The sequence below is a fragment of the Serratia sp. CY74737 genome (genome assembly GCF_052166775.1).
Taxonomy (GTDB): Bacteria; Pseudomonadota; Gammaproteobacteria; order Enterobacterales; family Enterobacteriaceae; genus Serratia; species Serratia ureilytica.
On record NZ_JBJNOF010000002.1, the window covers coordinates 101,520 to 127,202 of the forward strand.

Here is a 25,683-nt window from a genome sequence, read left to right on the forward strand (position 1 = left end):
CGAATAGGGCCGCCCGAAGGCGGCCGATCGTTATATTGCCCATTAAGCGGGAGAGGATCGCAGCCGCTGCCGGGGCCGCAGAGGTATAATATTGCGAATGATAACCATTATCAATAATGAGAGTGAAAAAATTAAGGGTATTGCGAGGGGGCAGCCGGCGGGGCGGGAAAAGAAAAAGCACGCCTTGCGGCGTGCTTTGCGGGGTACTAACGGCGGTGGTTACTTCTGATCGGGCAGGGCGTAAGCGACCACGTAGTCGCCCAGCTTGGTGCCGAAGGAACCGTGGCCGCCGGCGTAGATCAGCACGTACTGCTTGCCGTTGACCTCATAGGTCATCGGCGTCGCCTGGCCGCCGGCCGGCAAGCGCGCTTCCCACAGTTTTTCACCGTTGGTCACGCTGAAGGCGCGCAGGTAGTTGTCCGCGGTGGCGCCGATGAAGAACACGTTACCGGCGGTGGTCACCGGGCCGCCCAGCATCGGCATGCCCATTTTGAACGGCAGCGGCAACGGTGAGCTGTCGCGCACGGTGCCGATGCGTTTTTTCCACACGATGTCGTTGGTTTTCAGATCCACGGCGGAAATGTAACCCCAGGCCGGCTGTTTGCACGGCAGGCCGAACGGCGACAGGAACGGGTTCAGGGTGACGCCGAACGGCACGCCATACTGCGGCTGTACGCCGGACTCGGTGCCGCTGCCGCCTTTGTCGCCTTCCGGCGGCTCAATCGGGTTGCCTGGGCCGCGCGGGATCAGTTTGGAGACGAACGGCAGCGCGATCGGGTTGGCGATGGCGATTTCGCGATCGGTATCGACGGCCAGGCCGCCCCATTCGAACATGCCCAGGTTACCCGGGAACACCAGCGTGCCCTGCTCGGAAGGCGGGGTGAAGGTGCCTTCATAACGCAGGCTGTGGAACATCACGCGGCAGACCAGCTGATCATAGATGGTCGCGCCCCACATGTCGGCGCCGGTCAGTTTCTTCTCAGGACGGAAGGTCAACTCGGAGAACGGCTGGGTCGGTGACAGGCGATCGCCCTTGGCCGGGCCTTGCGGTACCGGTTTCTCCGGCGCCGGCACCACCAGTTCGCCATTGGTGCGGTTCAGCACAAAGATGTTGCCGGTTTTGGTCGGCACATAGATGACCGGCACTTTTTTACCGCTCTTGTCGGTAATGTCCGCCAGGGTCGGCTGCGCCGGCACGTCCATATCCCACAGGTCATGGTGGACCGTCTGATAGAACCAGGCCAGTTTGCCGGTGGAGGCGTTCAGCGCCAACAGGCCGCTGGCGTAGCGTTCCATTTCCGGGGTGCGATCGCCGCCCCAGATGTCCGGAGTGGAAACGCCCATCGGCAGGTAAACGATATCCAGCTTGGCGTCATAGGCGGCAGGCGCCCAGGAGTTCGGCGAGTTCGGCACGAAGTGGTGCTCGTCCGCCGGGATGGCGTTCGGATCTTTCGCGCCCGGATCGAAGGCCCACAGCAGCTTGCCGCTGTTGACGTCGAAGCCGCGGATCACGCCGGAAGGCTCGCGGTTGGAGTAGTTGTCGGTCACGGCGCCGGCGACGACGATCACTTTGTCGGTGATCACCGGCGGTGAGGTCGGCTCGTAGTGGCCCGGCGTCGCATACGGCATATTGCTCTGCAGGTTCAGCTCACCGTTGTTGGCGAAGTCCGGGCAGGGTTTGCCGGTTTCGGCGTCCAGTGCGAACAGACGGCCGTCGTTGACCGGCAGAATGATGCGGCGTGCGCACATCGCCGGAGCGGCGTCGCCGGCGGCGCCTGCGGCTGCGGCGGTTTCGTGGTAAGACACGCCGCGACAGGTGATGTGCTGGAAGGTTGGGTTGTATTTCAGCTGCGGATCAAACTTCCATTTTTCTTTACCGGTGGCGGCATCCAGCGCGAACAGCTTCTGGTGCGGCGTACACATGTAAAGGGTATCGCGGATCTTGATCGGCGTGACTTCGTTGGTGATCTCACCCGGGTCGTTGGCGGTCTTCAGATCGCCGGTCTGGAAACGCCAAACCTCTTGCAGCTGGCCAACGTTTTTGTCGTTGATCTGGCTCAGCGGCGAGTAACGAGTGCCTTCCTGGGTGCGGCCATAGGCCGGCCAGTCGGCGCCGGTGGCGTCTTTCGGTTGTACCTGGGCGGCGTCGAGGGTGCCGTTAATCTCTTGCGGATCGTTGAACACGGCATAGGCCAGCGCGATGACGGTGATCGCCAGCGCCGCGCTCAGCGCGCCGTAGGCGAATTTGCCGTTGGCCACCAGCTTGCGGTAGATAAACGGCAACACCAGCCACAGGCCGAAGAAGAAGGTGACGTCCAGGCGCGGCGTCAGCGCCCAGAAGTCCGGGCCCACTTCCCACAGGGCCCAAATCGTGGTGCCCAGCAGGAATACCGCGTACAGCAGCAGCGCGGTGGCGCGGCGGCGGAACAGCAGCCAGGAAGTCGCCAGCAGCACCAGCCCGGCGATGATGTAATACAGCGAACCGCCCAACTTGGCCAGCCAGATGCCGCCGCCGAGCAGATAAAGCCCGCTTAGCGCGGCAAACAGCGCCGTTATGACGATAAGCGGCGATAGTGACGCTTTATTTTGCATAGCAATACCCTTACCAAAAATGAAAGTCCCCGATTTAGAGATTAAGCCAAATCGGAAAAAACACGCGGTTTCTCCCTATTATTTCAGCGAGAAGCCGCTAGGGTGACGTAAAACCCATCCCGTTTTTTAACCTTAAGGTGCTTTGCCTTATTCAAAGCGATAAGACAAGGTGGCGCCGCCACCCCAGTTGCGCCCCGGCGCCGGCTCGAAGTAGCGGCCGTTGCCTTCGTTGACGATCACCGAACCGACGTATCGGCGATCGAAAACATTGTCCACCCGGCTGAACACGTCCAGCGCCCAGCGGTTCCAGGTAAAGCGATAACCGGCGTTTACGCCGGCCACGGTGTAAGCGGGAGCCTGCGCGCTGTTGGCGTCATTGGCCTGAATGTCGCTCATGTAGCGCAGCTCCGCGCCGGCGTGCCAGCCTTCCGGCGGGGCATAGGCCAGCGAGGCGTAGCCCATGTTGCGGGCGATGCCCGGCAGGCGATTGCCGGCGGGAATGGTTTGGGCCGGGGTACAAACGGCTTTGCCGCACATCTCGCTGCGGTAGGTGGCGTCCAGCAGCGTCCAGGCCATATGCAGGCGCCAGTCCAGCGCGAACTCTTGATCCAGCGCCAGTTCCAGGCCGCGCCGCCGTGTTTTGCCGGCGTTGGCGTAGCTGGTGCGCCCACCGCTGCTTTCCGCCACCACCAGCTCGTTGTCGGTATCGGTCTGGAACAGGGCGGCGCTCACCAGGCCGTTGCCGAGGCGCAGTTTGCTGCCCAGTTCGACGGTGTCGCTGGTGGACGGCTGCAGGCCGATGTTCAGGCCGGCCTGGCCGTCGGGGCGATAGGAGAGTTCGTTGATGGTCGGGGTTTCAAAGCCGCGGCCGGCTGAGAGATAAACGTTCCACGCCGGATTGATTTTATAGTTGAGCGAGCCCATCGGCAGCCACTGGTGGTAGCGTTTGCTGCCGCTGTCGTCGCCGTTGCGCGGCGTGATGTAGTAGTCGGTCGAGTCGAAGCTGACCGTGCTGTAGCGCAGGCCGGCGTCCAGCGTCCAGTGCGGCGTCAGTTGCCAGGAGGTTTGCAGGTAAGGATCCAGGTTCCAGATGCGGTTTTTCTCGTTGCGCCGCTGGTCGCCCTTCTCGCCGTAGTCCACTGTGCCGTCTCGCAGAATAAAGTTTTCAAACCCCTGCCGGCGTTCGGTCATGGTTTCATAATCCAGACCGCCGATCAGTGTTACCGGTAACGAGGCGAGAGTATCCTCATGCTTCCAGCGAGTGTCAATGCCCTGATATTTTCTTTCCAGCACGATCACCCCGCCGGCGTGGGTAGGGTTGAGCTGCGGCCCGCGTGGAATGGATTGGTACTGCGTGGTGTGGCGCTCGCCGTGGTAGGCGGTCAGCGTCAGTTCGTCGCGCTCGCTCATCTGGCGCTGATAGCGCAGGCCGGCCTGGGTCTGATCGAGCGACTTGCGGGTGTTGTATTGATCCGCGCGCGGCGCTTGGCGCGGGTTTTCCTTCCATTCCGCTTCGGTCAGGCCGCCCGGATCGCCGGCGTCAATGGAGACGCTGTTGAACATCAGCGTCAGGGTACTGACGTCGTCCAACCGCACGCCGAGCTTGCCGTTGCCGAGGTTTTTCCGCGCGGCGCTGTGATCGCGATAGCCCTGAGTGGTGAAGCGGGTGCCGGAGATAGTGTAGTTGATGTCGCCGGCCTGGGTGCCGTCGCCGGTGGCGCCGGTCGCTTTCACCCCGTAGCGCCAGGTGTTGTCGCTGCCGAAATAGCCGCCGGCCTCCAGCGTTGGCGGCTGGGCGCCGGTCTGGGTGTCAACGTTGATCACTCCGCCTGAAGCGTTGCCGTACAGCGCGGAATAGGGGCCGCGCAGCACCTCGATGCGCTCGACGGAGTTGATGTCGATATTGGAGGTTTGCCCCTGGCCGTCGGGCATGGTGGCGGGAATGCCGTCGACGTACATGCGCACCCCGCGCACGCCGAACATCGATCGGCTGCCGAATCCGCGTATCGACAGCTGCAGATCCTGCGCATAGTTTTGCCGGTTTTGAAGCTGCAGGCCCGGCACGCTGCCAAGGTTTTCCGACAGGTTAATCTGCGGTGCGGCGTTGCGCAGGTCCTGGCCGTCGATCACGCTGACGGACACTGGCGATCCCAGCTCGGTCAATCCGATGGGTTGCGCCATTACCACCAGCGTATCGCTGTCTTTCTGATCCGCCGCCAGGGCCGAACCGATGCAGACCGGCTGCAGCAATAACAGGGTTGCCGGGGTCAAGACGGGACGTTTTTTATTCATCAGATAATTCTGCCAATAATGCTGAAAAAATTGCCCGCAAGTGGGCGAAAATAGCCATTTGTGACTCCCTGTACTGGCATTCAATGGGAGGGAAACTGCATCCTGCAACGAGTATAGGATATTCCGACACCGTACGCTTTGGAATAGCGCAACTGAAAGATGCGTGTTTTCATTTAAGAAGATTCTCTTTTTTATCGATTTTCCTGCGATGCCTTTAAATTAGATTTATTTATATTAAATATATTCCCATCCTTGATTTTAATTTATTTACAATAGTTATTTTATTTATGAATGTAAAGCAAGGAGTCATTTTTAAATGATAAATTATTTTTTATGTCATTGTTTTTAATGATTTTAGTTTATTTATTTTTTTGTGGCTTTATTTTTTATAAAAATAAAATAATATTCGCTATTATGTTTTTTAAGTTTTCGCCTAACAGCTCAATCGCATAACCATCACGGTATTTATGCCATGCATAAATATCTATTCATATATTATCGGAATATATTAAAAGGGAATTGATTCATGGGCGCGATCATCGCTTCACCCTATACCCACACGTTTTGGAATGAATACGTCCTCAATCCACACTCCTGCGAGTACAACCTGGTGCTGGATCAGACCATTGAGGGGGCGCTGGACGTCGATCGACTGCGCGCGGCGATCGACGGGGTGTGCCGGGACTATATTCTGTTTCACCATGTCCTCGACGACAGCTCGCCGCAATTACGCTGGGTAAAGACGGAGAAGAAAATTGCGTTGGAAACGCTTGATGCCGATTGCGATGTCGGCAAATTAATCAATACGCCGTTCGATCTCCGGGAGGGGCCGCTGTGCCGCTTCTACCTGATTGAGTTGGCACCGCAGCGCTATAATTTGATCATTGTCGTTCATCACATCCTGATCGACGGCCTGTCCGGCCAGGAGTTCTACAACGCCGTTTCCGCCTATTACAATCGCGGGGCGGCCGTGGCGCCGCCGCAGGCGGATGAAACGGACATTTGTCGATTGTACCGGCGCTATGAGGCGGATATCGCGGCGTTGAAGCAGGACTTCGCTTCCGCGTCATTCTGGGGCGACCGGTTGGCCGAATGCGCCCCGCGCGTAGCGTTGCCTTATCTCCCCGGTGAAGCCCCCGAAGCCCCCGGCGCCGGCGAAGTGCGCTTTACGTTGCCGTTCGCCGAGTGGCAGGCGCTGAAGTCTGGCGTCAGATATGCCAACCCATTCCTGATATTCAAAACGCTGTGGGCGTTGCTGATCGCCCGGCAATCCGCGCAGGACACGGTGCATATCGGTTATCCCGTCGCGCCGGACGGCGGCGAGCCGCTGTTCTTCGGCGCCCAGGTCAACACCGCGGTGTTTCCCTTAACGCTCGCCCCGCAAGCCACGTTCAACCAGCTGTACCGCGCGACGCTGGCCTACAGCAAAGCGCTCAAGGCGACGGGCAAGCTGCGGCACAGCCAATTGCCGGTTTATGACATGCTGAACCTCAGCCCGGTGCGCGAGCTGAACGTCAATTTCACTCAGGCTTACCTGAAAGATGCGCCGCTGGCGCTTGACGGTTGCCGCATCGGCGTTAATCACCGTTACAACGTCGATCTGGCCGGTTCGGAACTGCTGCTGGAGTATCAGCCGACCGAGCAGGCCTTTGAGTTTCGCCTGCGTTATCGGCCCGATCTGTTCGACGCCACGCAAATGGCGGAGATGGCGGATCAGTATCTCGGGCTATTGCAGCGTGCGCTAGCCGAACCGGACGCGCCGATAGCCGCGTGGCCGCAGCTCACGGCGCAGCAGGTTTTACGCTGCCGCGACGCCTGGGAGAGCGAGCCGGACACGGCCGATCCAGAAGCGACACTGCTCGACGGCGTGGCCCGCCAGGCGCGCCGTCATCCGGAACGCATCGCCGTAACCGATGCCAACGGTTCGCTCAGCTACCGCCAACTGGCACAGCGCAGCGATCGCCTGGCGATACGGCTGCGGGAAGAATATCGCCGGTTGCGCGGCGCAGCCATGCCGTCAGAGACGCTGATCCCGCTGTATCTGCAGCGCAGCGCGGAAGCGGTGGTGGCGATGCTGGCCATCATGAAGGCGGGCGGCGCCTATGTGCCGCTGGATCCCGCGGCGCCGGCGCAGCGCCTGGAATATATTCTGCAAGAGGTGAACAGCCCCATCGTCCTGACGGAAAGCGCATTGCAAGGGGCGGCGCAGCGACTGGCGCCGGACGGCGCTTGCCTGGCGGCAGATGAACCGCTTGCCGATGCGGATGCCGCGAGTCTGCCGAATGTCGAAGCCCGGCAATTGGCCTACGTGATTTACACCTCCGGCACCAGCGGTCGGCCGAAAGGCACGCTGTGCGAACACCGGGGCGCGGCCAACATGGTGTGGGGTCATACGCAGCGTTTGCTGCGCAATGAATCGGGCGCGCTCAACTGCCTGCAGTTCGCGTCGCTGGCCTTTGACGCGCACGTGTTTGAAGTGTTCATGGCTCTGAGCAACGGCCACCGGCTGTTCATCGCGGGCGAGGCGCAGCGGCGCGATCCGGCGCTGTTGTGCGGCCAAATGGCGGCCTGGGGCATCGAAGCCTGTTTCCTGCCGCCGGCGCTGCTTGGCACTTTGCCTGACCTGCCGGCTTCGGTGCGCTATCTCGCGACCGGCGGCGAGGCGACCGCGCAGGAGGCGCTCGACCATTACCTGGCCTGCGGCATGCAGGTTGCCAATCTGTACGGCCCGACCGAGGCTTCGGTCAGCGCCAGTCTGAATATTTATCGCCGCAACGGCGCGCGCAATATCGGCCACGCCATCGCCAATATGCGTTGTTATGTGGTTGACGAGCATGACAATCTGCTGCCGCTGGGGGCGGAGGGCGAGCTGTGTCTGGCCGGCGTCGGCCTGGCGCGCGGATACCTGAACCTGCCGGCGCTGACGGAAGCCGCATTCGTCGCCAATCCTTTTGAACTGCGTGAGCCTTACCGGCGCCTGTATCGCACCGGCGACCGGGTACGGCGCTTGGCCGACGGTAGCCTGGACTATCTCGGACGACACGACCAGCAGATCAAGATCAACGGCTATCGCATCGAGTTGGGCGAGATCGAAATGCAGCTGCGCGCGCTGCCCGAGGTGGCCGAGGCGGTGGTGACCCTGCGCCCCGGCACGACGGACCAACTGGCGGCCTGGTATGTGCCGAAGCCCGGCGCGACGCCGCAGGCCGGCGACCTCTTGCAACGCCTGGCGGCGCAGCTGCCGCATTATATGTTGCCGTCGGCGCTGTCGGCGCTGTCGGCGCTGTCGGCGCTGCCGCTGACGGTGAGCCGCAAGGTCGATCACCGGGCATTGCCGGAACCGCTGCCGGTCGAGCGGCAAACGGCGTTTCGCCAACCGGGCACGCCGCTGGAGACTCAGCTTTCTACACTGTTCAATCGGCTGCTGGGCGGCCATGTCGGCATGGACGACAACTTCTTCCGCCTCGGCGGCAACTCCATTATGGCCATCAGGCTGTGTCACGAAGTGAATAAATTGCCGGGGGCGAAGATCTCGGTGCTGACGTTGAATCAGCATCCGACGGTGGCCGCGCTGAGCGAGCATATCGCCGCTCAACGGCAGGCGCCGTCGGATGAGCCGCCCATCCTCGCCGGCGGGCTGCGGGAGGGGCCGTTGTCGCTTCAGCAATCGCGATTGTGGTTTGTTCAGCAACTGTCGGCGGACGCCACGCACTATCTGTCGCCGGTGCTGCTGCGGCTGGCGCCGGACATCGATGACCAACGTTTTGCGGACTGTCTGCAGGCGATCGTCGAGCGCCACCAGATCCTGCGCAGCCTGATTCGCCAGAATGAGCGGGGCGAAGCCAGCCAGTGGGTCAGCGACGCCGTGCTGCCGGTGCCTTTGCTGACGGTGAGCAGCGCTGAGTTTGACATGGCGCTGGCGCAGGCCTGCAGCCGGCCGATGGATTTGACGTGCGAGCTGCCGCTGCGCGCCACGCGCTATCGTTACCGCGATGCGGCAGGCGGGGAAACGGCCGTTTGTCTGTTGGTGTTCCATCACATCGTCTTTGACGGTTGGTCGCTTGAGGTGCTGCTGCAGGAACTGGACGCGCGCTATCGGGGAACGTGGCGTAAGGCGACAGAGCCGGCGCTGCAATACCTCGACTATGCCTGCTGGCAACACGCGCCGGAAAATGTGCAGCGCCGGGCCGATGAATTGGCCTTTTGGCAGCGAGAGCTGGCGGGCTGGCAGCCGCTCTCGCTGCCGGTGGATTTTTTGCGGCCGGCGGTCTTCGACGTACGCGGCGACAATAGCGAAGTGCCGCTGCCGGCGGCGCTGGTGAAGGCGCTGGAGGCCTTGGCACGCCGAGAGGGCGTGACGCTGCATGCCGTGATGCTGGCGGGGTTCATGCTGTTGCTTGCCCGCTACAGCGGCCAGAACGATGTCATGGTGGGTACGCCGCTGGCGAACCGCAATCGCCCTGAGCTGGGGAATCTGATCGGATTCTTTGTCAATACGCTGCCTTTACGCCGGCAGATCGACCCCCGTCAGGGCGTTGCCGAGTTTGTGCGAGAGGTTGCGGCCACGACGCTGCGGGCGCAGCAGCATCAGACGCTGTCGCTGGAGGCGCTGGTGGACGCTCTGGCGCTGCCGCGCGACTTTTCGCGGCATCCGCTGTTCCAGGTCATGTTCGCGCTGGAGGGCGAGAGCGGCGCACCGGCGCGTCCGGACTGGCTGTCGGTGGTCGATTTGAGCGCGGATGAGCGCACCGCCAAGTTCGATTTGACGCTCACGCTGACGCCGCAGGGGGAGCAGATGCGCGCGCGCTTCAACTTCGCGTCGGCGCTGTTCAGCAAAGCGTCGATGGATCGGTTGGCCGGCTACTATCTCGCCCTATTGCAACAGATGGCGCGCCACGATGACTGGCCGCTGGAAAATATTCGTCTGCAGCCGCAGAGCCCGGCGCTGCCTGCGGCGCCGGCCTTTAGCTATGCGTTTGAACGCTGCCTGCAACAGGATTTCGTGCGGCATGCGCAGCGCAATCCGCAGGCCGTCGCGGTGATCGACGCGCAGGGGGAAATGACGTACGGCGAACTGCACGAGGCGGCGTTAACGCTGGCCACTCAACTGCGTGTGCAGGGCAAGATGACCGGCGACGCCATCGCCGTCGTCGCCGACAAGGGGCGCCGGCAGCCGATCGCCCTGTTGGCGGCGCTGATGTGCGGCAAGGCGTTTTTGCCGATGGAGGCGACATGGCCGCCGCAGCGGCGGCTGAAGGTGATGGCGCAGGCCGGCATCAATACGTTGCTCAGCGATGCGCCCTGGGCCTGCGACGAGATCAACCTGGTCGAACTGAATGCCAGCGGGCTGGCGGCGCAGTTGCCGCTGCCGGAGAGGCGCCTGCCGGCGGTGGAGGCCGGTCCTGACAGCCTGGCCTATATCATTTTCACTTCGGGCTCGACCGGCACGCCCAAGGGCGTGGCGATCGAACATCGCAGCGCGGTGAACATGCTGGAAGGCGTTCGGCGGTATTTCGGGTTCAACGAGCGGGATCGTAGTCTGGCGCTCAGCGCGTTGAGCTTCGATCTGGCGATCTTCGATATTTTCAGCCCGTTGAGTGCGGGCGGTGCGGTTGTGATGCCGGCCGAGCGAGATCGGGTCAATCCGCAAGCCTGGTATCAGCTGATGATGACACATCGAGTGACGCAATGGTTGAGCGCACCGGCCCTGATGGAGCTGTTGCTGGACTATGTAAACGGCGCGGGGCTGGCGGCCTGGCCTGCGCCGGCGCTGCGGGCGGTGATGGTGGGGGGCGACTGGATCGCCACCTCGCTGCCGGAACGCTGCCTGGCCTGGGCGCCGCACGTCCGCTTCTGCAGCGCCGGCGGCGCTACGGAGGCGGCGATCTTCACCATGCTGTATGAGGTGCCGCGAGGCGAGAAAATTCGCTCGGTCAGCATCCCTTACGGTAAACCGTTGCCGCACCAGCGTTGCTACATTCTGGATGCCGGACGACGGCCCGCGGCGCCGGGCGTGCGCGGGGAGATCTATCTGGCCGGTGAAGGGTTGGCGCGCGGGTATTACGGCGATCCGCAACGCACCGCCGAGAGTTTCTTCTGGCATGAGGAGCTGCAGGAGCGGGTGTATCGCACCGGCGACGCGGGCCGGTGGCTCGAGGACGGCAATGTGGAGTTCCTGGGGCGTCTCGATCAGCAGGTCAAGCTGAACGGCTACCGCATCGAGCTGGGTGAAATAGAGCATGCCGCGCTTGCCTATCCGGGAGTGACCGCCTGTTGTTGCGTGCTCGTCACCGACCCTCAGCCCTGTCTGGCCGCTTACTTCGTTGCCGATGAGGCGATCGCCCCGCAGGATTTGGCGCAGCATTTGAGCAGCCAACTGCCTCCTTACATGGTGCCGCAGGCGCTGATGCAGCTGGCACAGCTGCCGCTGACCGAAAACGGCAAGATAGCCCGACAGGCGTTGCCGCCGCCGAAAAGGACGGCGCGCGAGTTCGTCGCGGCGCAGAACGAGCGAGAGAACGCTTGCCTGGCGGTGTGGCGCGATCTGTTGCAGCGGCAGGATATCGGCGTGGAGGACAATTTCTTCTCGCTGGGCGGCAATTCCCTTCTGGCGATCCAGGCCTGTTACCAGCTCGGTCAACGGTTGGGGATCGAGGTGACGTTGAGCGAGCTGGGCCGGTTCCCGACGATCCGTTCATTGTGCCGTGCGTTGCTGCGGCAGGGGGAGGGCGCCGCGCCGATGTCGATCCCGCCGCTGCGGCAACGCGAGTATCCGCTCTCCGCTTCACAGCTGCAGCTGTGGTTTATCGAGAACCTGAACGGCGGCGGCAATCTTTATCATGTGCCGATGCTGTTCCGTCTCGGCGACGATGTCTGTCTGACGGCTTACGAGCGCAGTCTGCAGGCGGTCGTCGCCCGGCATCAGGTGTTGCACAGCCTGATTGCCCAGAAGCCGTCCCAAATTGCCGTCGCCCGGGCCTGTGAACAAACGCTTTCGCTGGAGCGCGTGGCGCTGGAGGCGGCGCGCTGGCCGGACAGACTGCGGCAGGATATCGATCGGCCGTTTGCCCTGGAGGCGGAGTTGCCGATCAGAGCGAGCGTTTACCAGGTGGTGCAGCCTGATGGCGGGCGGGTGACTTACAGCCTGATCCTGGTGCACCACCTGGCGTTTGACGGCTGGTCGCAGCCGGTGCTGCTGCAGGAGTTGGATGCGCTGTATCAGGCGCAGCGGCAAGGGCGGGAGGCTGAGCTGGCGGCGTTGCCGTTGCAATATGGCGACTATGCCGTCTGGCAGCGGCGCTGGCTGGACTCCGCGCTGGCGGATGAGGCGAAAGCGTATTGGCGACAAGCGCTGGATGGGTGGCAGGCGCTGGAGATGCCGCTCGATTTCGTGCGGCCGGCGCGCTTCGATCATCGCGGCGCCAATCACGTCATCGCGCTGCCGGAGGCCCTGACGATGCAGGCGGCGCAGTTCGCCCGGCGGCAAGGCGTCACGCCGTTTGCGCTGTATCTTGCGGCCTTTAATCTGCTGCTCGGTTACTTCAGCGGCCAGCAAGACATTCTGGTCGGCACGCCGGTCGCTAACCGGCCGGTGGCGGAGACCCGCTCGGCGATCGGATTCTTCGTCAATACGCTGCCGTTGCGCTCGCAAATAGACGATGCGGCGTCGCTGAACGATTATGTGCATCGGGTCTTTGATGGCGTGCTGCAGGCGCAGCGGCATCAGAATTTACCGTTGGATCAGTTGATTGAGTTGCTGCAGGTGCCGCGCGATCTGTCGCGCCATCCGCTGTTTCAGACGCTGTTCGCGCTGGAAGAGGCGGGTGAAGCGCCGGCCTGGCTGGCGCCGCAGGATCTGTTGACACACTATCAGGCGGCCAAATTCGATTTGACGCTGAGCATACAGTCGGCGCCGCAAGGCGGCAGGGCGATCTTTAACTATGCCACCGCCCTGTTTGCACCGGCCACGCTGGCGCTGTTGGGTGAGTATTATCTGACGATCCTCACGCAGATCGTCAATCACGGGGAGCAGCGCGTCAGTCAGTTGGCGCTGGTATCGGCGAGTGAAACGGCGCGGCAGCGCGCCTTGCGTCAATCCTGTCCGCCGGCCTACGATTTCGAACGCGCCATCCATCATGATTTTATCCGTCAGGCCGAGCGCGATCCGCAGCGGGTGGCGATCGTCGATGAATGGGGTGAGCTGAACTACGGTGAGCTGTATCGGCGTGCGTTGGCGCTGTCGTTGCAGCTGCGCGAGCATGCGGATATGCGCGCCGACACCATCGCGGTGATGGTGGACAAAGGACGGGCGCAAATCATTGCGGTGCTGGCGATCCTGATGGCCGGCAAGGCCTATTTGCCGCTGGACGGCGCCTGGCCGGAACGCCGCCGCCTGGATATCGTCGCGCAGTCGCAGACCCGGATTATCCTCAGCAGCCGGGCGTGGGCGGCCCACGGTAACGCCAGACTGTTGACGATCGATCCGCAAGGTGCGGTCAACGCGTTACCGCCGGCGGCGCCGGGTGAGCCGGTCTTGCCGGCGCCTTCCGCGCTGGCCTATGTGATCTTCACCTCCGGTTCTACCGGCACGCCGAAAGGGGTGGCGATAGAACATCGCGGCGCGGTGAACAGCATCATCGATACCTTGCACCAGCTGGAACTCGGCGCGGACGATCGCGGGTTGGCGCTCAGCGCGCTGAGCTTCGACATTTCGGTGTTCGATATTTTCGGCCTGCTGTCGGTGGGCGGCGCCATCGTGATGCCGTCCGAAACCGAACGCTATCAGCCGGAGGCGTGGCATCGGTTGTTGATGACTCAGGGGGTGACCTTTTGGAATTCCGCGCCTTCGGTGATGACGCTGCTGGTGGAGCAGCTGGAGTCTGCCGCGTCGCAGGCGCAGTGGCCGCATCTGCGCAACGTGGTGCTGGTGGGTGAGGTGATCTCGCGTTCACTGCCGGCGCGCATTCGCCAATGGCGGCCAGGGTGCCGGGTAGTCAGCGCCGGGGGCGCGACCGAAAGCTCCATTTGGTCGATTTTGTACGACATTCCGGAAACGCCGATCCTGGCGCCCAGCGTGCCTTATGGCCGGGCGATGGCCCATCAGCGTTTCTATGTGCTGGATCGCCATCTGCGCGTGTTGCCGCCCTGCTTACCGGGGGAGCAGTACATCGGTGGGGCCGGCGTGGCGCGCGGCTATTACCGCAATCCGTCGCTGACCGAGGAAAAATTCATCTACCATCCGGAACTGGGGGAGCGGCTTTATCGCACCGGCGATGCCGGGCGCTATTTGCCGGACGGCAATCTGGAGTTCCTCGGCCGTATGGATTTTCAGGTGAAAATCAATGGCTACCGCGTCGAGCTGGGGGAGGTCGAGCAATGTGCGCTGGCGTTCGGCGCGATCAAATCCTGCTGCGCCGTGGTGCTGTCAGAGGCGCATCGGCAGCGTCTGGCGCTGTATTACGTCAGTGAGGCGCCGCTGGAGGAGTCGGCGCTGCTGGCCTTTATGAGCGGGCAATTGCCGCTATACATGCTGCCTGAGGCCCTGGTGCGGCTGGAAGCGTTGCCGTACAACTCCAGCGGTAAGCTGGATCGCAAGGCGTTGCCGGCGCCGACGGCGAATGAGCCGCAGGCCTATGTCGCTCCCGCGAACGCGCTGGAGCAGCAGTTGTGCGCATTGTGGCAGGAGGCGCTGCAGTGCGAGCAGGTCGGCATGACGGACGATTTCTTCCTGCTGGGCGGCACCTCGATCAAGGCGATCTCCCTGTGCGTCGGCATGGGGGCGCTGATGGCCGCGCCGGTGCCGGTGGTGCAGTTGTTGCAAAGCCGCACCCTAAAAAATCTGCTGGCCGCCAACGAGCGCCGTTTGGTCATGCCGCTTAACCGCCGGACAGACGGCGTGCCCACTGTGTGGATGATCCACCCGGCGCTGGTGGGCGCGGAGGCGTTTCATGCTTTCGCTCAGCCGTTGCAAGGGCGACTCAATTGCTATGGCGTCGATAACCACAATCTTTACCATCAACCGACCATCGACTCGCTCGGTGAGCTGGCCGAACGGTATTTAAACGACATGATTGCCGCCGGCCTGCTGCAAGACGCCGGGCCGGTGCGCATTCTCGGGTGGTCGCTGGGGGGCATCATCGCGCTGGAGATCGCCGCTCGCTTGGAGGCGCGCGGCTGCCGTAACGTGCGGCTGTATCTGCTGGACAGCTTCTACCGGCAGACCACGGCGGAGCTGCCGCTGGAGCAACTGCTGCCTGCGCTGGGCATCGAGGGCGAGGCGGCGACACGCGCCATGGCCGCCGGGCAGGCGGAGCGGCGGCTGTCTGAGGGGAGTCTGAGCCGCAGGCTGCAAACCACGAAGGTGACGTTGTTCAAGGCGATGGAGGGTAATCCGCAGTTGCCGGAGGCGATAACGGCGCCGCTGCTGGCGCTGGAAGATAATGGGCTGGGCGCGGTTTGCGCGCAGCTCAAGATTATCCCGCTGGCTTGTCACCACCATAATATCTTGCAGTGTGAGGAGGCGATCGGCAACGTACTCAATCAGGACGCCTGATTGGCTCACCGGCTCCGTACAGGCAGGCGGAGCCGGCAAGCCAGGCATTGCGGCGCAGGGGCCGAGGATGGCGAGGACTAACGCGGTCGCTTTCCTCTGCGCGCGTCAGCGGCAGCTGATATGGATAGCGACCGCATCAGGCGCCCAGGCCGCCGAGGCACAGGTATTTGATCTCGAGATAGTCTTCGATGCCGTATTTTGAGCCTTCACGGCCTAAACCGGAGTGTTTCATGCCGCCGAACGGCGCCACTTCGGTGGAGATCAGCCCTTCGTTGATGCCGACAATGCCGTACTCCAGCGCTTCGGCCACGCGCATCACCCGGCCGATGTCGCGGCTGTAGAAGTAAGCGGCCAGGCCGAACGGCGTGTCGTTAGCCAGTTCGACGGCGTCGGCTTCCTGGCTGAAGCGGATCAGGGGCGCCACCGGGCCGAACGTCTCCTCGCGGAAGATTTTCGCCGTGTGCGGCACGTCGGTCAGGATGGTCGGGCTGAAGAAATTGCCGCCCAGCGCGTCAGGCTTGCCGCCCAGCAGCACCGAGGCGCCGTGCTCGACGGCGTCGGCGATATGCTCGCGCACTTTCTCCACCGCGTCCGGGTTAATCAACGGGCCGATGGTGACGCCGTCATCCAGGCCGTTGCCGACTTTCAGCTTGGCGACGGCGGCTTTCAGTTTGGCGGCGAAGGCATCGTATACGCCGTCTTGCACCAGAAAACGGTTGGTGCAGACGCAGGTCTGGCCGGCGTTGCGGTATTTCGAAGCGACCGCGCCGGCCACGGCGGCGTCCAGATCGGCGTCGTCAAACACGATAAACGGCGCGTTGCCGCCCAGCTCCATGCTGGTTTTCTTGATGGTGGGCGCACACTGGGCCAGCAGCTGTGCCCCCACTTCGGTGCTGCCGGTGAAGGAGAGTTTACGCACATCCGGGTTGGCGGTGAGTTCGCCGCCGATGCCTTTGCTGGGGCCTGTTATCACGTTGCACACCCCGGCGGGCAACCCGGCGCGCTCCGCCAGCACGGCGATCGCCAGCGCCGAGAACGGCGTTTGGCTGGCGGGGCGGATCACCCCGGTGCAGCCGGCGGCCCAGCCGGGGCCGGCTTTACGGGTGATCATCGCCGCCGGGAAGTTCCACGGGGTGATGGCGGCGAACACGCCGATCGGCTCTTTTTGCACGATGATGCGGCGACCGGCCTGCGGCTGTGGAATGGTGTCGCCATACACCCGCTTGCCTTCCTCGGCGAACCATTCGATAAAGGAGGCGGCATAGGTGATTTCACCGCGGCTTTCGGCCAACGGTTTGCCCTGTTCCGCCGTCATGATGTGCGCCAGATCTTCCTGATTTTCCATCATCAGCTCAAACAGCCGCCGCAGCTTGCCGGCGCGCTCTTTGGCGGTCAGCGCGCGCCAGGCGGGCAGCGCTTTTTTGGCGGCGGCGATGGCGCGAGCGGTTTCTTCGGCGCCGAAGGCCGGCACGTGGCCGATCCGCTCGCCGTTGGCGGGGTTATGAATGGCGATCGTGCGGCCTTCCTGGGCCGGCAACCATTGCCCGTCGATGTAATTGGCCTCGCGGAACAGCGTGGGATCCTTGAGGGTGGCGCGGATACTGATGCTCATGAGTCTCTTCCTTTGCTGAGTTCAACGGAGTGGTCTATTCCATACGGCTACCCTTTACCCTAGCAAACTTTGCCGCCGCCGTTTGCCAACGCGACGACAAGATGGCCGTTTTCTCACTGCGCATCTTCTGTACAAAAAATATCCGCCGTCGGGTCGATACTGAAAGAGCAGGCATATGACCCTTTTCGATGTGATTAAAAGGAGTGTGCGAATGATGAAATCAGTGGACAGACATCTCGCGGCCTACGGCAGCGAAATGGATTTTTTGGCGTCGAGCATCGCCCTGATGGAATGGCAAGGGCGGCAGATTGACGCCGGGCAGGTGGCCGGCAATATGTCGGAGCAGCAAAGCCGCCTGTTCTTTGCGCGGTTGAATTATTTTCGTCAGCTTTATCAGGCCGCATCGGCGGCCGAACACAGCCTGTAATTTCCGATCCAGCCCCGCCGCCGCGGGGCTTTTCATTTCAGCGGCGCCACACCCCGGTCGCCAGCGTCGCCGGCGAATACTCCAGATTGCGCCCTCGCCACGGCAGCGCCGCCGCAAAACGCCAGGCGCGGCGCACGTCAAATCGCCAATAGCGTTCCGCCCCTTCGACGCCGGGATCCCCTTCCGCCTGCCAGAGGATTTGCGTTTCCCCCTGCAGATGCAGCACGTCGCCGCGATCGAAATCGATGAACAGCAGCGCCGCCCGCGGTTCGGCCAGCAGATTGCCCAGCGTGTTCATGTAGCGGTTGCCACGAAAGTCCGGCATCCACAGCGTGTCGCCTTCCAGATGGATAAAGCCGGGGCGGCCGCCGCGATGGGAAATGTCCACGCCGCCCTGCGGCAGTGCCAGGTGCGCGCAGCTGGCGACGAAGCAGGTGTCGGCGGCGCGGATCAGCGCCTGCGCCGCCGCATCCAGCACGGCCAAATGCTCAACCGGCTGCGGCCGGCTGTCCACCGGGTAGAGTTCGCGGCGCTGAATGTACTGCGGGCAGTTGCCGAAGCTTTGCTGAACGAGGATTTCCACTCGGTTTTTGTCGGTGCGGCCGACGGCGCCGTTGGCGCGGTTGCGCCGCCGGTTGCTGAAATCCAGCCCCAGCGCGCCGACCGGCTTGCCGGGCAGCAGCAGCGCCTGGGCGGGATCGTCGCTGCGGCGCGGCGCGCTGATGCGTAAATGCGTGTCGTCCGGCGTGCGTAAAAATCCGGGCGGGCCGGTGAACAGGGTGGCGATGGGCCAGCCTTGTTCATCCAGCGTGGCGACGAACAGGTAGGGCAGCGCGGCGAAAAACGCGCGATGCTGATCCGGCATCGCGGGGTAGATGCCGCCGCCTACGCCGCCAAACCCGGCCAGCGTCTGCGCGCGCAGCTCATCGGGATGGAACAGTTGCGGGATCATGGCGTCAGCTCCCCGTCGGTTCCGGCAGGGCCGGCATGGCAAAGAAGCCGGGCAGTGCAGCGATGCGCGCCGCCCAGCGACGTATCGCAGGGTAAGGCGACAGCGAAATGCCGCCTTCGGCCGCGACCGCCACGTAGCTGTGGCAGGCCAGATCGGCGATGGTGGGGTGTTCGGTGGCCAGGTAGTTCCGCTCGCTCAGGTGCTGTTCCATCTGCGGCAGGAAACGATCGCTGACCGCCCGCGCCGCCTGATAGTCCTCCGGCACGGCGAATTGGGCGATCAGTCGGCAGGCCGCCGGGCCGTAGCGGACTTCACCGGCGGCTTTGGAAAGCCAGGCCTGCACTCGCGCCGCCGCGGCCGGCTGTTCCGGCAGCCAGTGGCTGTCCGGCGCATAGCGCTTCACCAGATAGACCAGAATGGCGTTGCTGTCGGCCAGCGTCAGATCGCCATCCTGCAAGACCGGGATCTGGCCGAACGGGTTGAGCCGGCGGAAGGCTGCGCTCTGCCGTACGTCCGCCGAGGCTTCGACCCATGCATAGGGCAGCGCCAGCATGCGCAGCAGCAACGCCACGCGATGAACGTGGCCGGAAAGCGGGGTGCCGTAGAGTGTGATGGTGGACATGGCGTTTCTCCTCAGTGCTTTTTGTCAGCATACTCTTGCGTTGAACGAGCGAAATCCGGCAATGTGGAAATTGATAATTTCACTTTTCGGAAGAATCTATGGATCGGTTAGACGAGTTGGCGATTTTCGTGGCGGTGGTGCAGCAAGGCAGCCTGGCGGCGGCCGGGCGCAAACTGCGGCGTTCGGCGCCGGCGATCACCCGGGCCATCGCCGCGCTGGAACAGCGTTTCGGCACCCGATTGGTGGAGCGCACGACCCGGCGGCTGGCGCCCACCGAAGCGGGTGCGCGGCTGTTGGAGCGCGCGCAACGGCTGCTGCAGGATTATCAGGCGGTGGTGCAGGATACCGCCGAAGCGCAGCTGAGCGGCTTGCTGCGTGTTACCTCGCCGGTGCAGTTCGGCCGCCGGTACGTGGCGCCGGTGGTGATGGCATTTCTCGATGATTACCCGCAGATGCAGATCGAAATGGTATTGAACGATCGCAATCTCGATCTGATTGACGAAGGGTTGGATATCGCGGTGCGCATCGGTCATCTGCAGGACTCTTCACGCGTGGCGCGGCGGCTGGGGCAGGTCAGCCGGGTGACGGTCGCCAGCCCGGATTACCTGGCGCGCTGCGGTGAACCGCGATCGCCGGCGCAGCTGGCGGAGCACGCCACCATCGTCGGCACCCAGCGGCCGTCGCTGCGCGAATGGCGCTTCGGCCCGCAAGAAAACGGTGAGCGCGTGCGATTGACACCCCGGCTGTTGCTCAACGACGTGGAAGCGCAATTGCTGGCGGTGCGCGCCGGCAAGGGCGTCGCCCGGTTGCTCTCGTATCAGGTGGCGGACGATTTGGCCGCCGGCACGCTGGTGCGGCTGTTGACGGATCATGAGCCGTTGCCGATGCCGGTACAGCTGGTGGCGCAGCAGGCGCAGCACATGCCGCTGAAGGTGCGCGCCTTTTGGGATTATGCATTTGAACGGCTCAGCGCCTTGCCGCAAATTCAGCTGGACGGGCGGGGGAAATAAACGCAACAAGTTTCATGGGTTAAACTTTTTCATTATTCATCAGGTTTTATTTTACCGGGCGCGCATTGCTGATGCGCCCGTCTTGACAATAATTTTGTCGGTGCTAATAGTTAATTCACATCTTAAATAATAAACGAAGTTTAATATATGAAACCACTTGCGGGGAGTTATGACAACGGCGCCACGGTGGATAATGAAGCGGCTATTTTGACTTCATTTCAAACCCGCAGCGCGGCTGTTTATAAACAGACGCGCCATGAAAATAATATTGCTTATGGCAACGGCGAACGCGAAACATTTGATTGGCTCTATTCTGCAAAGCAGCATCAGGGGACGTTAATTTTTATTCACGGCGGCTATTGGCAATTTTGCGATAAGGCGGATTTCGCCTTTATCGCCGCCGGGCCGCTGGCGTTGGGTTTTGACGTGGTGTTGGTGGAATATGCGCTCGCGCCGGCGGTGGATCTCGACGAAATATGCCGACAGATCGGAATGGCGCTGGATGCCATTCAGCGCCGCCGGCCGCCGCACTACGCCCATCCGGTTTATCTGTGCGGCCATTCCGCCGGCGGGCAGCTGGCGGCGCTCTGGCAGCAGCATGCGTTGGTGGATGCCGTCTTTCCCATCAGCGGCCTGTTCGAGCTGGCGCCGCTGCAACAAAGCTATGTCAATCGGGCGCTGCAGTTGACCACGCGGCAAATTGAAACGCTCAGCCCGGCGCGCCGCCTGCCGACGCGCGGCAAGCCGCTTACGCTGTATTACGGCGCATTGGAGCTGCCGGAACTGAGAGGTCAGTCGCAACACTATCATGCGGCGCTGCGCCAACGCGGGCTGCCGGCTGAACTGGTCGCGGTGCCAGGCGCCAACCATTTCACCATCCTGGATGCGTTGTTCGCCGCCGACGGCGCGCTGCTTCGCCAACTTGACCACCACGGGAACCACTGACATGCGCGAGATTGTAGAGACCGGGCTGCCGGATATCGGCCAGCCTTTTTCCTGGGCCACCCGGGGCGGCGGCATGCTGTTTACCGCCCACGGCCCGGTGCGGGCGGACGGCAGCATCGACACCGGCGCGCCGGAGCGACAGATTGCGCTGACCTTCGATAACCTGGCGCAGACGCTGAAGGCGGCGGGCAGCCACAGCGATAAGGTGCTGCAGGTGATCGTGTATCTTACCGACGTTAACGACGTTAAATGGCTCGATGATATTTACCGGAAATACTTTAATTATCCTTATCCCAATCGCTCCACGGTTATCGTCGAGAAATTGGTGGTACCCGGAATGAAAATAGAAATTACCGTCAGCGCTATCGCCTGATTTAATTTCTCCTTAAGCCTGTCTTCATATTAATTCAATAACGAGTTAAGGATGCGTCATGTTTAAACAGATTGCACCTTCCGCCGCCGATCCTATTATGTCGCTGATGGAAGCCTATTTGCAGGATCCCAATCCGAAAAAAGTGAATTTAGGCATTGGGCTGTATTACGATCGGCAGGGGAATATTCCGCTGATGCAGGCGGTTGAGGCGGCCGAGCAGCGGTTGCTGGCGCTGCGCCGCCCGCACGGTTATCCGCCGATCGAAGGTTCGCCGCAGTTCGCCCGCCAGGTGCAGGCGCTGCTGTTCGGTGAGCAACAGGCGGCCGAGATCGCCACGGTGCAGACCGTCGGCGGCTCCGGTGCGTTGAAGCTGGCGGCGGATTTTTTGCGCCACTTTCTGGCGCGCGGTGAAATCTGGGTGTCCGATCCTACCTGGGCCAATCACTGGGCGATTTTCGAAGGCGCCGGGCTGCGGGTGAATACCTATCCCTACTTTGATGAAGCGGCGGGCGGCCTGCGTTTCGCCGCCATGCTCGACGCGTTGGACAGCCTGCCGCCCGGCAGCGTGGTCTTGCTGCACCCTTGTTGCCATAACCCGACCGGCACCGATCTGACGGCGGAGCAGTGGCGCGCCACGCTCGCCGTGCTGCAGCGACGCAGCCTGCTGCCGTTGTTCGATATCGCCTATCAGGGCTTCGGCGACGGGCTGGAGGAGGACTGCTTTGCATTGCGCGAAGCGCTGAAAACCGATCTGCCGTTTTTGGTCTGCAATTCGTTTTCCAAAAACGTCGCGCTGTACGGCCAGCGTCTGGGCGCGCTATCGGTGCGCTGCGCCGATGCGGAAAATGCCGCCAACGTCAAAGGGGCGTTAAAAACGCTGATCCGCCGCAGCTACTCCTGCCCGCCGACGCACGGCAGCCAGATCGTGGAAACCCTGCTCGGCGACGCCGAACTTGGCGAGCTTTGGCGCAATGAGCTGGCGGAAATGCGCTCGCGCATCAAGCAAATGCGTGAACAGCTGGCCGCCGGGCTGGCGCAGGGTGGCTCTTCGCTGGATCACCGGCGCATACGCGATCAGCGCGGCATGTTCAGCTATACCGGCCTGAATGAAGCGCAGCTGCAGACCCTGCGGCAGCGCTACGCCATCTATCTGGTCTCGCCCGGCCGCATGTGTCTGCCGGGGCTTAACCCCGGCAACATTGACTATGTGACCGCCGCCATTCTCGACATCACCCGCACCGCCTAACTCCGCTCGGGAGCCCAGCCATGCCACAGATGAATGATTTTGAGCATATCGCCCGCCGCCAGGGCGGGTTGAACAAGCATCTTACCGCCGGGCAGATGTCGATGCTGGCGATCGGCGGCGCCATCGGCACCGGGCTATTTCTCGGCAGCGCCTACGCCATTCAGATGGCGGGGCCGTCGGTATTGCTGAGCTACCTGATCGGTGGCGTCATTGCGCTGCTGCTGATGGGCAGCCTGGCGGAAATGACCTCCGAACACCCGACGCCCGGCTCGTTCGGCGACTACGCCGAATTCTACCTCGGCCCGCTGTTCGGTTTTCTGGTGCGTTACTCTTACTGGTCTTGCGTGGTGCTGGCGGTGGGCACCGAAGTCACCGCCATCGGCATGTACATGCAGTTCTGGTTCCCGGCGATGCCGACCTGGCCGTGGGTGCTGCTGTTCTCGGCGGCGGTGATCGTCGTTAACGTGATCGGCGTGAAATCGTTCGGCCAGGTGGAATATGCGCTGTCCACCGTCAAAGTAACGGCGATCGTGGCGTTTATTCTGATCGGCATCGGCATTCTGGCGTTCTCGGGCAACCCGGCCTACGGCCTGCGCAACCTGACCGCCGGCGGCTTTATGCCGTTTGGCGTCAAGGGCATGTGGTTCGCGGTGATCGTGTCCATCTTCAGCTACCTGAGCATTGAAATGATCGCGGTGGCCGCCGGCGAGGCGAAGAATCCGGTGATTGCGGTGAAGGCGGCGTTCAAGGGCACCATCGTGCGGCTGTTCATCTTCTACATGCTGTCGATCGCCCTGATGCTGGCCATCGTGCCCTGGCGCCAGTCCGGCACCGGCGAAAGCCCGTTCCTGATGGCGATGAACGTGATCCATCTGCCCGCCGCCGCCGGTATTTTCAACTTTATCGTGCTGGTGGCGGCGCTGTCGGCAATGAACAGCCAGCTGTATATCACCACTCGCATGATGTTCTCGCTGTCGCGCGCCGGGCAGGCGCCGGCGGCGTTGGGGCGCGTCAGCCGGCGCGGCATTCCGGTCAATGCGCTGGCGATGTCGTGCATCGGTATCGTGGTGTCTATCGTGCTGAGCCTGGTGGCGCCGGACACCTCGTTCGCCGCCATGATGTCTATCTCGGTGTATGGCGCCTGCTTTACCTGGCTGATGATTTTCGTCACCCACCTGTTCTTCCGCCGCCGGCATCGGCAGACCCACCTGAAATTTCGCATGTGGGGCTTTCCCTATACCACCTTGCTCGGCGCCGGGCTGATGGCGGCGTTGATGATATCGACGGCGTTTACCGAATTCTTCCGCATGACGCTGTGGTTCGGTATTCCGTTCACTTTGCTGCTGGTGGTGGCTTATCACGTCCAGAGCCGCCGCGCGGTTGCGCCGTCGCCACTCAAGGCGCCGGAAGTGGAGTAATGAGAAGGGACTGAGGCGCGCCTTCAGCCCCTGAGACTAAAGCTGGCTTTTCGGGATCAGGTGGTCGCCGAAGCTCAGGCGCCGGCGGCCCGGTTCGATTTCGGTCAGCGGCGCCACTTCGTGCAGCGAGGATTTGCAGCGCTGCACCAAATCCTGATACTCGCGGGTGCCGGCGATCTTCCAGGCCAGCTCCTGTTCGGTCAGATCGCGCAGCACGCGCGCCGGGCTGCCGACCACCAGCTTATTGGCTTCGATCACTGCCGCGGCTTTGACGAACGCCATCGCGCCGACGATGGTGTTCTCGCCGACCTCCGCACCGTCCATCACCACCGCGTTCATGCCCACCATCGCGTTGCGGCGAATGCGGCAGCCGTGCAGGATGGCGCCGTGGCCGATATGGCCGTCTTCTTCCACCACCGTGTCCTGCTGCGGGAAGCCGTGCATCACGCAGTTGTCCTGAATGTTGGCGCCGTCGCAGATCACCAGGCGGCCAAAATCGCCGCGCAGGCTGGCGTTCGGGCCGATATACACGTGTTTGCCGACGATCACGTCGCCGATCAGCACCGCCGTCGGGTGCACGTAACTGCTGGGGTCAACGACCGGCGTCAGGCCGTCAATCTGATACACAGGCATAGCGTGAGTTCCTTAACATGTAGGGTCGCGTGGCAGGCCGCCGAAGCGCCGATAGTAGCCGGCGGCCGGCGCGGGCAGGGCGCCGATGGTGGTCTCCGCCAGCGCGCTGACGTACTCCGTCGCGGCGCGATCGACCTGCTGATAGAGATTGATGCACAGATTGCGGGCGATCTGGCCCTCCCACTGGGCGGGCAACAGCGCGTCCGGCAGCAGCGGATCTTTCAACACCACGCGACGGAAGAAGTGAATCAATAATAGCTTAATCTGGAAACAGCGCAGCGGCGTCAGCGCCGCCGGGTCGACTTCGCGCAGCAGCGCCATCAGCGGCCTGAAAGAGACGATAAACTCATGATAACCGGCCGCCACCTCGCTCAATGACCAGCAGTCGGCCACCAGTTTCTGCAGCGTTTGCTCGGAGCGGTTGTAGGGGTAATTGGCGCGGAAGTAGATCACCTGCTCGCTGGCGTTCAATTCGCCGAGCAGCGCCGTCACGTCGGTTTGCGCATGGGTGGGGGCGGCCATCAGGTTGTTGGCGATCTGCCCGAACCCGAGCCAGCCCAGCTCTTTTTTCAGCCGCGCGCGCGCGTTTTTTTCGGCGCATTCCAGCAGCAACAGCTCCCATTTGCCGTCCCAGGCGGGCTGCTCGCGCAGATAGATCTTCGATTCGGCGTGGCGGAACTGGCGCATTCCCTGCTCGGTCACGCGGTAGAAGCTGCGGCGGCCGATTTTCTCCACCGCCAGCCACCCCTCTTTCTGCAGGCGGAACACCGAGGTGCGCACGAAGCGATCGCCGAAACCGAAGGCCTCCAGCAGCGCGCTCAGGCTGCCGAGCCACACTTCGCCGCCGCGGTGGCTGAGCGCGTCGCCGTACAGCGAAATGATCAGCGACGTGCCGCTGATCGGCTGCGCGTCGACGGCATGGCGAATGAACTCATCCAGTTTATGTTCCATATTTTTCCATGGGTTAGCCTTCGATGAGCCACAACATTACGCCTAATTTGGGGCGGCG

At 62.5% G+C, this 25,683-nt stretch carries 14 protein-coding genes; 7 read left to right on the forward strand and 7 right to left on the reverse strand.

Annotation, left to right across the window (positions count from 1 at the left end; translation table 11 throughout):
* Nucleotides 1-219 precede the first annotated feature (219 nt).
* On the reverse strand, nucleotides 220-2,592 hold the full coding sequence (locus tag ACJ8PE_RS02460; protein WP_033650791.1) for a glucose/quinate/shikimate family membrane-bound PQQ-dependent dehydrogenase: 2,373 nt from the start codon (nucleotides 2,590-2,592) through the stop codon (nucleotides 220-222).
* Between the two features lie 147 nt (nucleotides 2,593-2,739).
* Nucleotides 2,740-4,884 carry a TonB-dependent receptor PqqU gene (gene pqqU / locus ACJ8PE_RS02465; RefSeq protein WP_404768845.1) on the reverse strand — a complete coding sequence of 715 codons (2,145 nt, stop codon included), beginning with the start codon at nucleotides 4,882-4,884 and terminating at the stop codon, nucleotides 2,740-2,742.
* A gap of 526 nt (nucleotides 4,885-5,410) precedes the next feature.
* Here pqqU and ACJ8PE_RS02470 point away from each other — a divergent pair.
* Complete coding sequence (locus ACJ8PE_RS02470) at nucleotides 5,411-15,436, forward strand: amino acid adenylation domain-containing protein (protein ID WP_442536710.1); 10,026 nt, start codon at nucleotides 5,411-5,413, stop codon at nucleotides 15,434-15,436.
* Between the two features lie 136 nt (nucleotides 15,437-15,572).
* Here the strand turns inward: ACJ8PE_RS02470 and gabD are convergent, their stop codons facing one another.
* Entirely contained in the window at nucleotides 15,573-17,048 is a 1,476-nt protein-coding gene (gene gabD / locus ACJ8PE_RS02475) for an NADP-dependent succinate-semialdehyde dehydrogenase (protein ID WP_197761214.1), read from the reverse strand.
* A gap of 211 nt (nucleotides 17,049-17,259) precedes the next feature.
* On the opposite strand from gabD, the gene ACJ8PE_RS02480 reads away from it, so the two are divergent.
* Nucleotides 17,260-17,475 carry a glycogen synthase gene (locus ACJ8PE_RS02480; RefSeq protein ID WP_004935234.1) on the forward strand — a complete coding sequence of 72 codons (216 nt, stop codon included), beginning with the start codon at nucleotides 17,260-17,262 and terminating at the stop codon, nucleotides 17,473-17,475.
* A gap of 37 nt (nucleotides 17,476-17,512) precedes the next feature.
* On the opposite strand, the gene ACJ8PE_RS02485 is transcribed toward ACJ8PE_RS02480, so the two are convergent.
* Entirely contained in the window at nucleotides 17,513-18,427 is a 915-nt protein-coding gene (locus ACJ8PE_RS02485; protein ID WP_197761216.1) for a pyridoxamine 5'-phosphate oxidase family protein, read from the reverse strand.
* A gap of 4 nt (nucleotides 18,428-18,431) precedes the next feature.
* The gene (locus ACJ8PE_RS02490; protein WP_197761218.1) at nucleotides 18,432-19,049 is read right to left on the reverse strand and encodes a glutathione S-transferase family protein; all 618 of its coding nucleotides are present in this window, start codon (nucleotides 19,047-19,049) and stop codon (nucleotides 18,432-18,434) included.
* A 98-nt stretch (nucleotides 19,050-19,147) separates the two neighbouring features.
* On the opposite strand from ACJ8PE_RS02490, the gene ACJ8PE_RS02495 reads away from it, so the two are divergent.
* The 5 genes from ACJ8PE_RS02495 (at nucleotide 19,148) to ACJ8PE_RS02515 (ending at nucleotide 24,041) form a co-directional block, all read left to right on the forward strand.
* Nucleotides 19,148-20,059 carry a LysR family transcriptional regulator gene (locus ACJ8PE_RS02495; RefSeq protein WP_033643624.1) on the forward strand — a complete coding sequence of 304 codons (912 nt, stop codon included), beginning with the start codon at nucleotides 19,148-19,150 and terminating at the stop codon, nucleotides 20,057-20,059.
* Nucleotides 20,060-20,206: 147 nt separating this feature from the next.
* Nucleotides 20,207-21,004, forward strand: coding sequence for an alpha/beta hydrolase (locus ACJ8PE_RS02500; protein ID WP_197793336.1), 798 nt, complete (start codon nucleotides 20,207-20,209; stop codon nucleotides 21,002-21,004).
* A 1-nt stretch (nucleotide 21,005) separates the two neighbouring features.
* Nucleotides 21,006-21,377 (forward strand): RidA family protein, encoded by a 372-nt coding sequence (locus ACJ8PE_RS02505; RefSeq protein WP_033643621.1) that lies wholly within the window; start codon nucleotides 21,006-21,008, stop codon nucleotides 21,375-21,377.
* A gap of 58 nt (nucleotides 21,378-21,435) precedes the next feature.
* Nucleotides 21,436-22,623: an amino acid aminotransferase gene (locus tag ACJ8PE_RS02510; protein ID WP_197793335.1), complete on the forward strand. Its 1,188-nt coding sequence runs from the start codon at nucleotides 21,436-21,438 to the stop codon at nucleotides 22,621-22,623.
* 20 nt (nucleotides 22,624-22,643) lie between these two features.
* On the forward strand, nucleotides 22,644-24,041 hold the full coding sequence (locus tag ACJ8PE_RS02515) for an amino acid permease (protein WP_197761227.1): 1,398 nt from the start codon (nucleotides 22,644-22,646) through the stop codon (nucleotides 24,039-24,041).
* A gap of 36 nt (nucleotides 24,042-24,077) precedes the next feature.
* Here the strand turns inward: ACJ8PE_RS02515 and paaY are convergent, their stop codons facing one another.
* Nucleotides 24,078-24,674, reverse strand: coding sequence for a phenylacetic acid degradation protein PaaY (gene paaY, locus ACJ8PE_RS02520; RefSeq protein WP_197761229.1), 597 nt, complete (start codon nucleotides 24,672-24,674; stop codon nucleotides 24,078-24,080).
* 12 nt (nucleotides 24,675-24,686) lie between these two features.
* Nucleotides 24,687-25,625 carry a phenylacetic acid degradation operon negative regulatory protein PaaX gene (gene paaX, locus ACJ8PE_RS02525; protein ID WP_197793334.1) on the reverse strand — a complete coding sequence of 313 codons (939 nt, stop codon included), beginning with the start codon at nucleotides 25,623-25,625 and terminating at the stop codon, nucleotides 24,687-24,689.
* Between the last annotated feature and the right edge of the window lie 58 nt (nucleotides 25,626-25,683).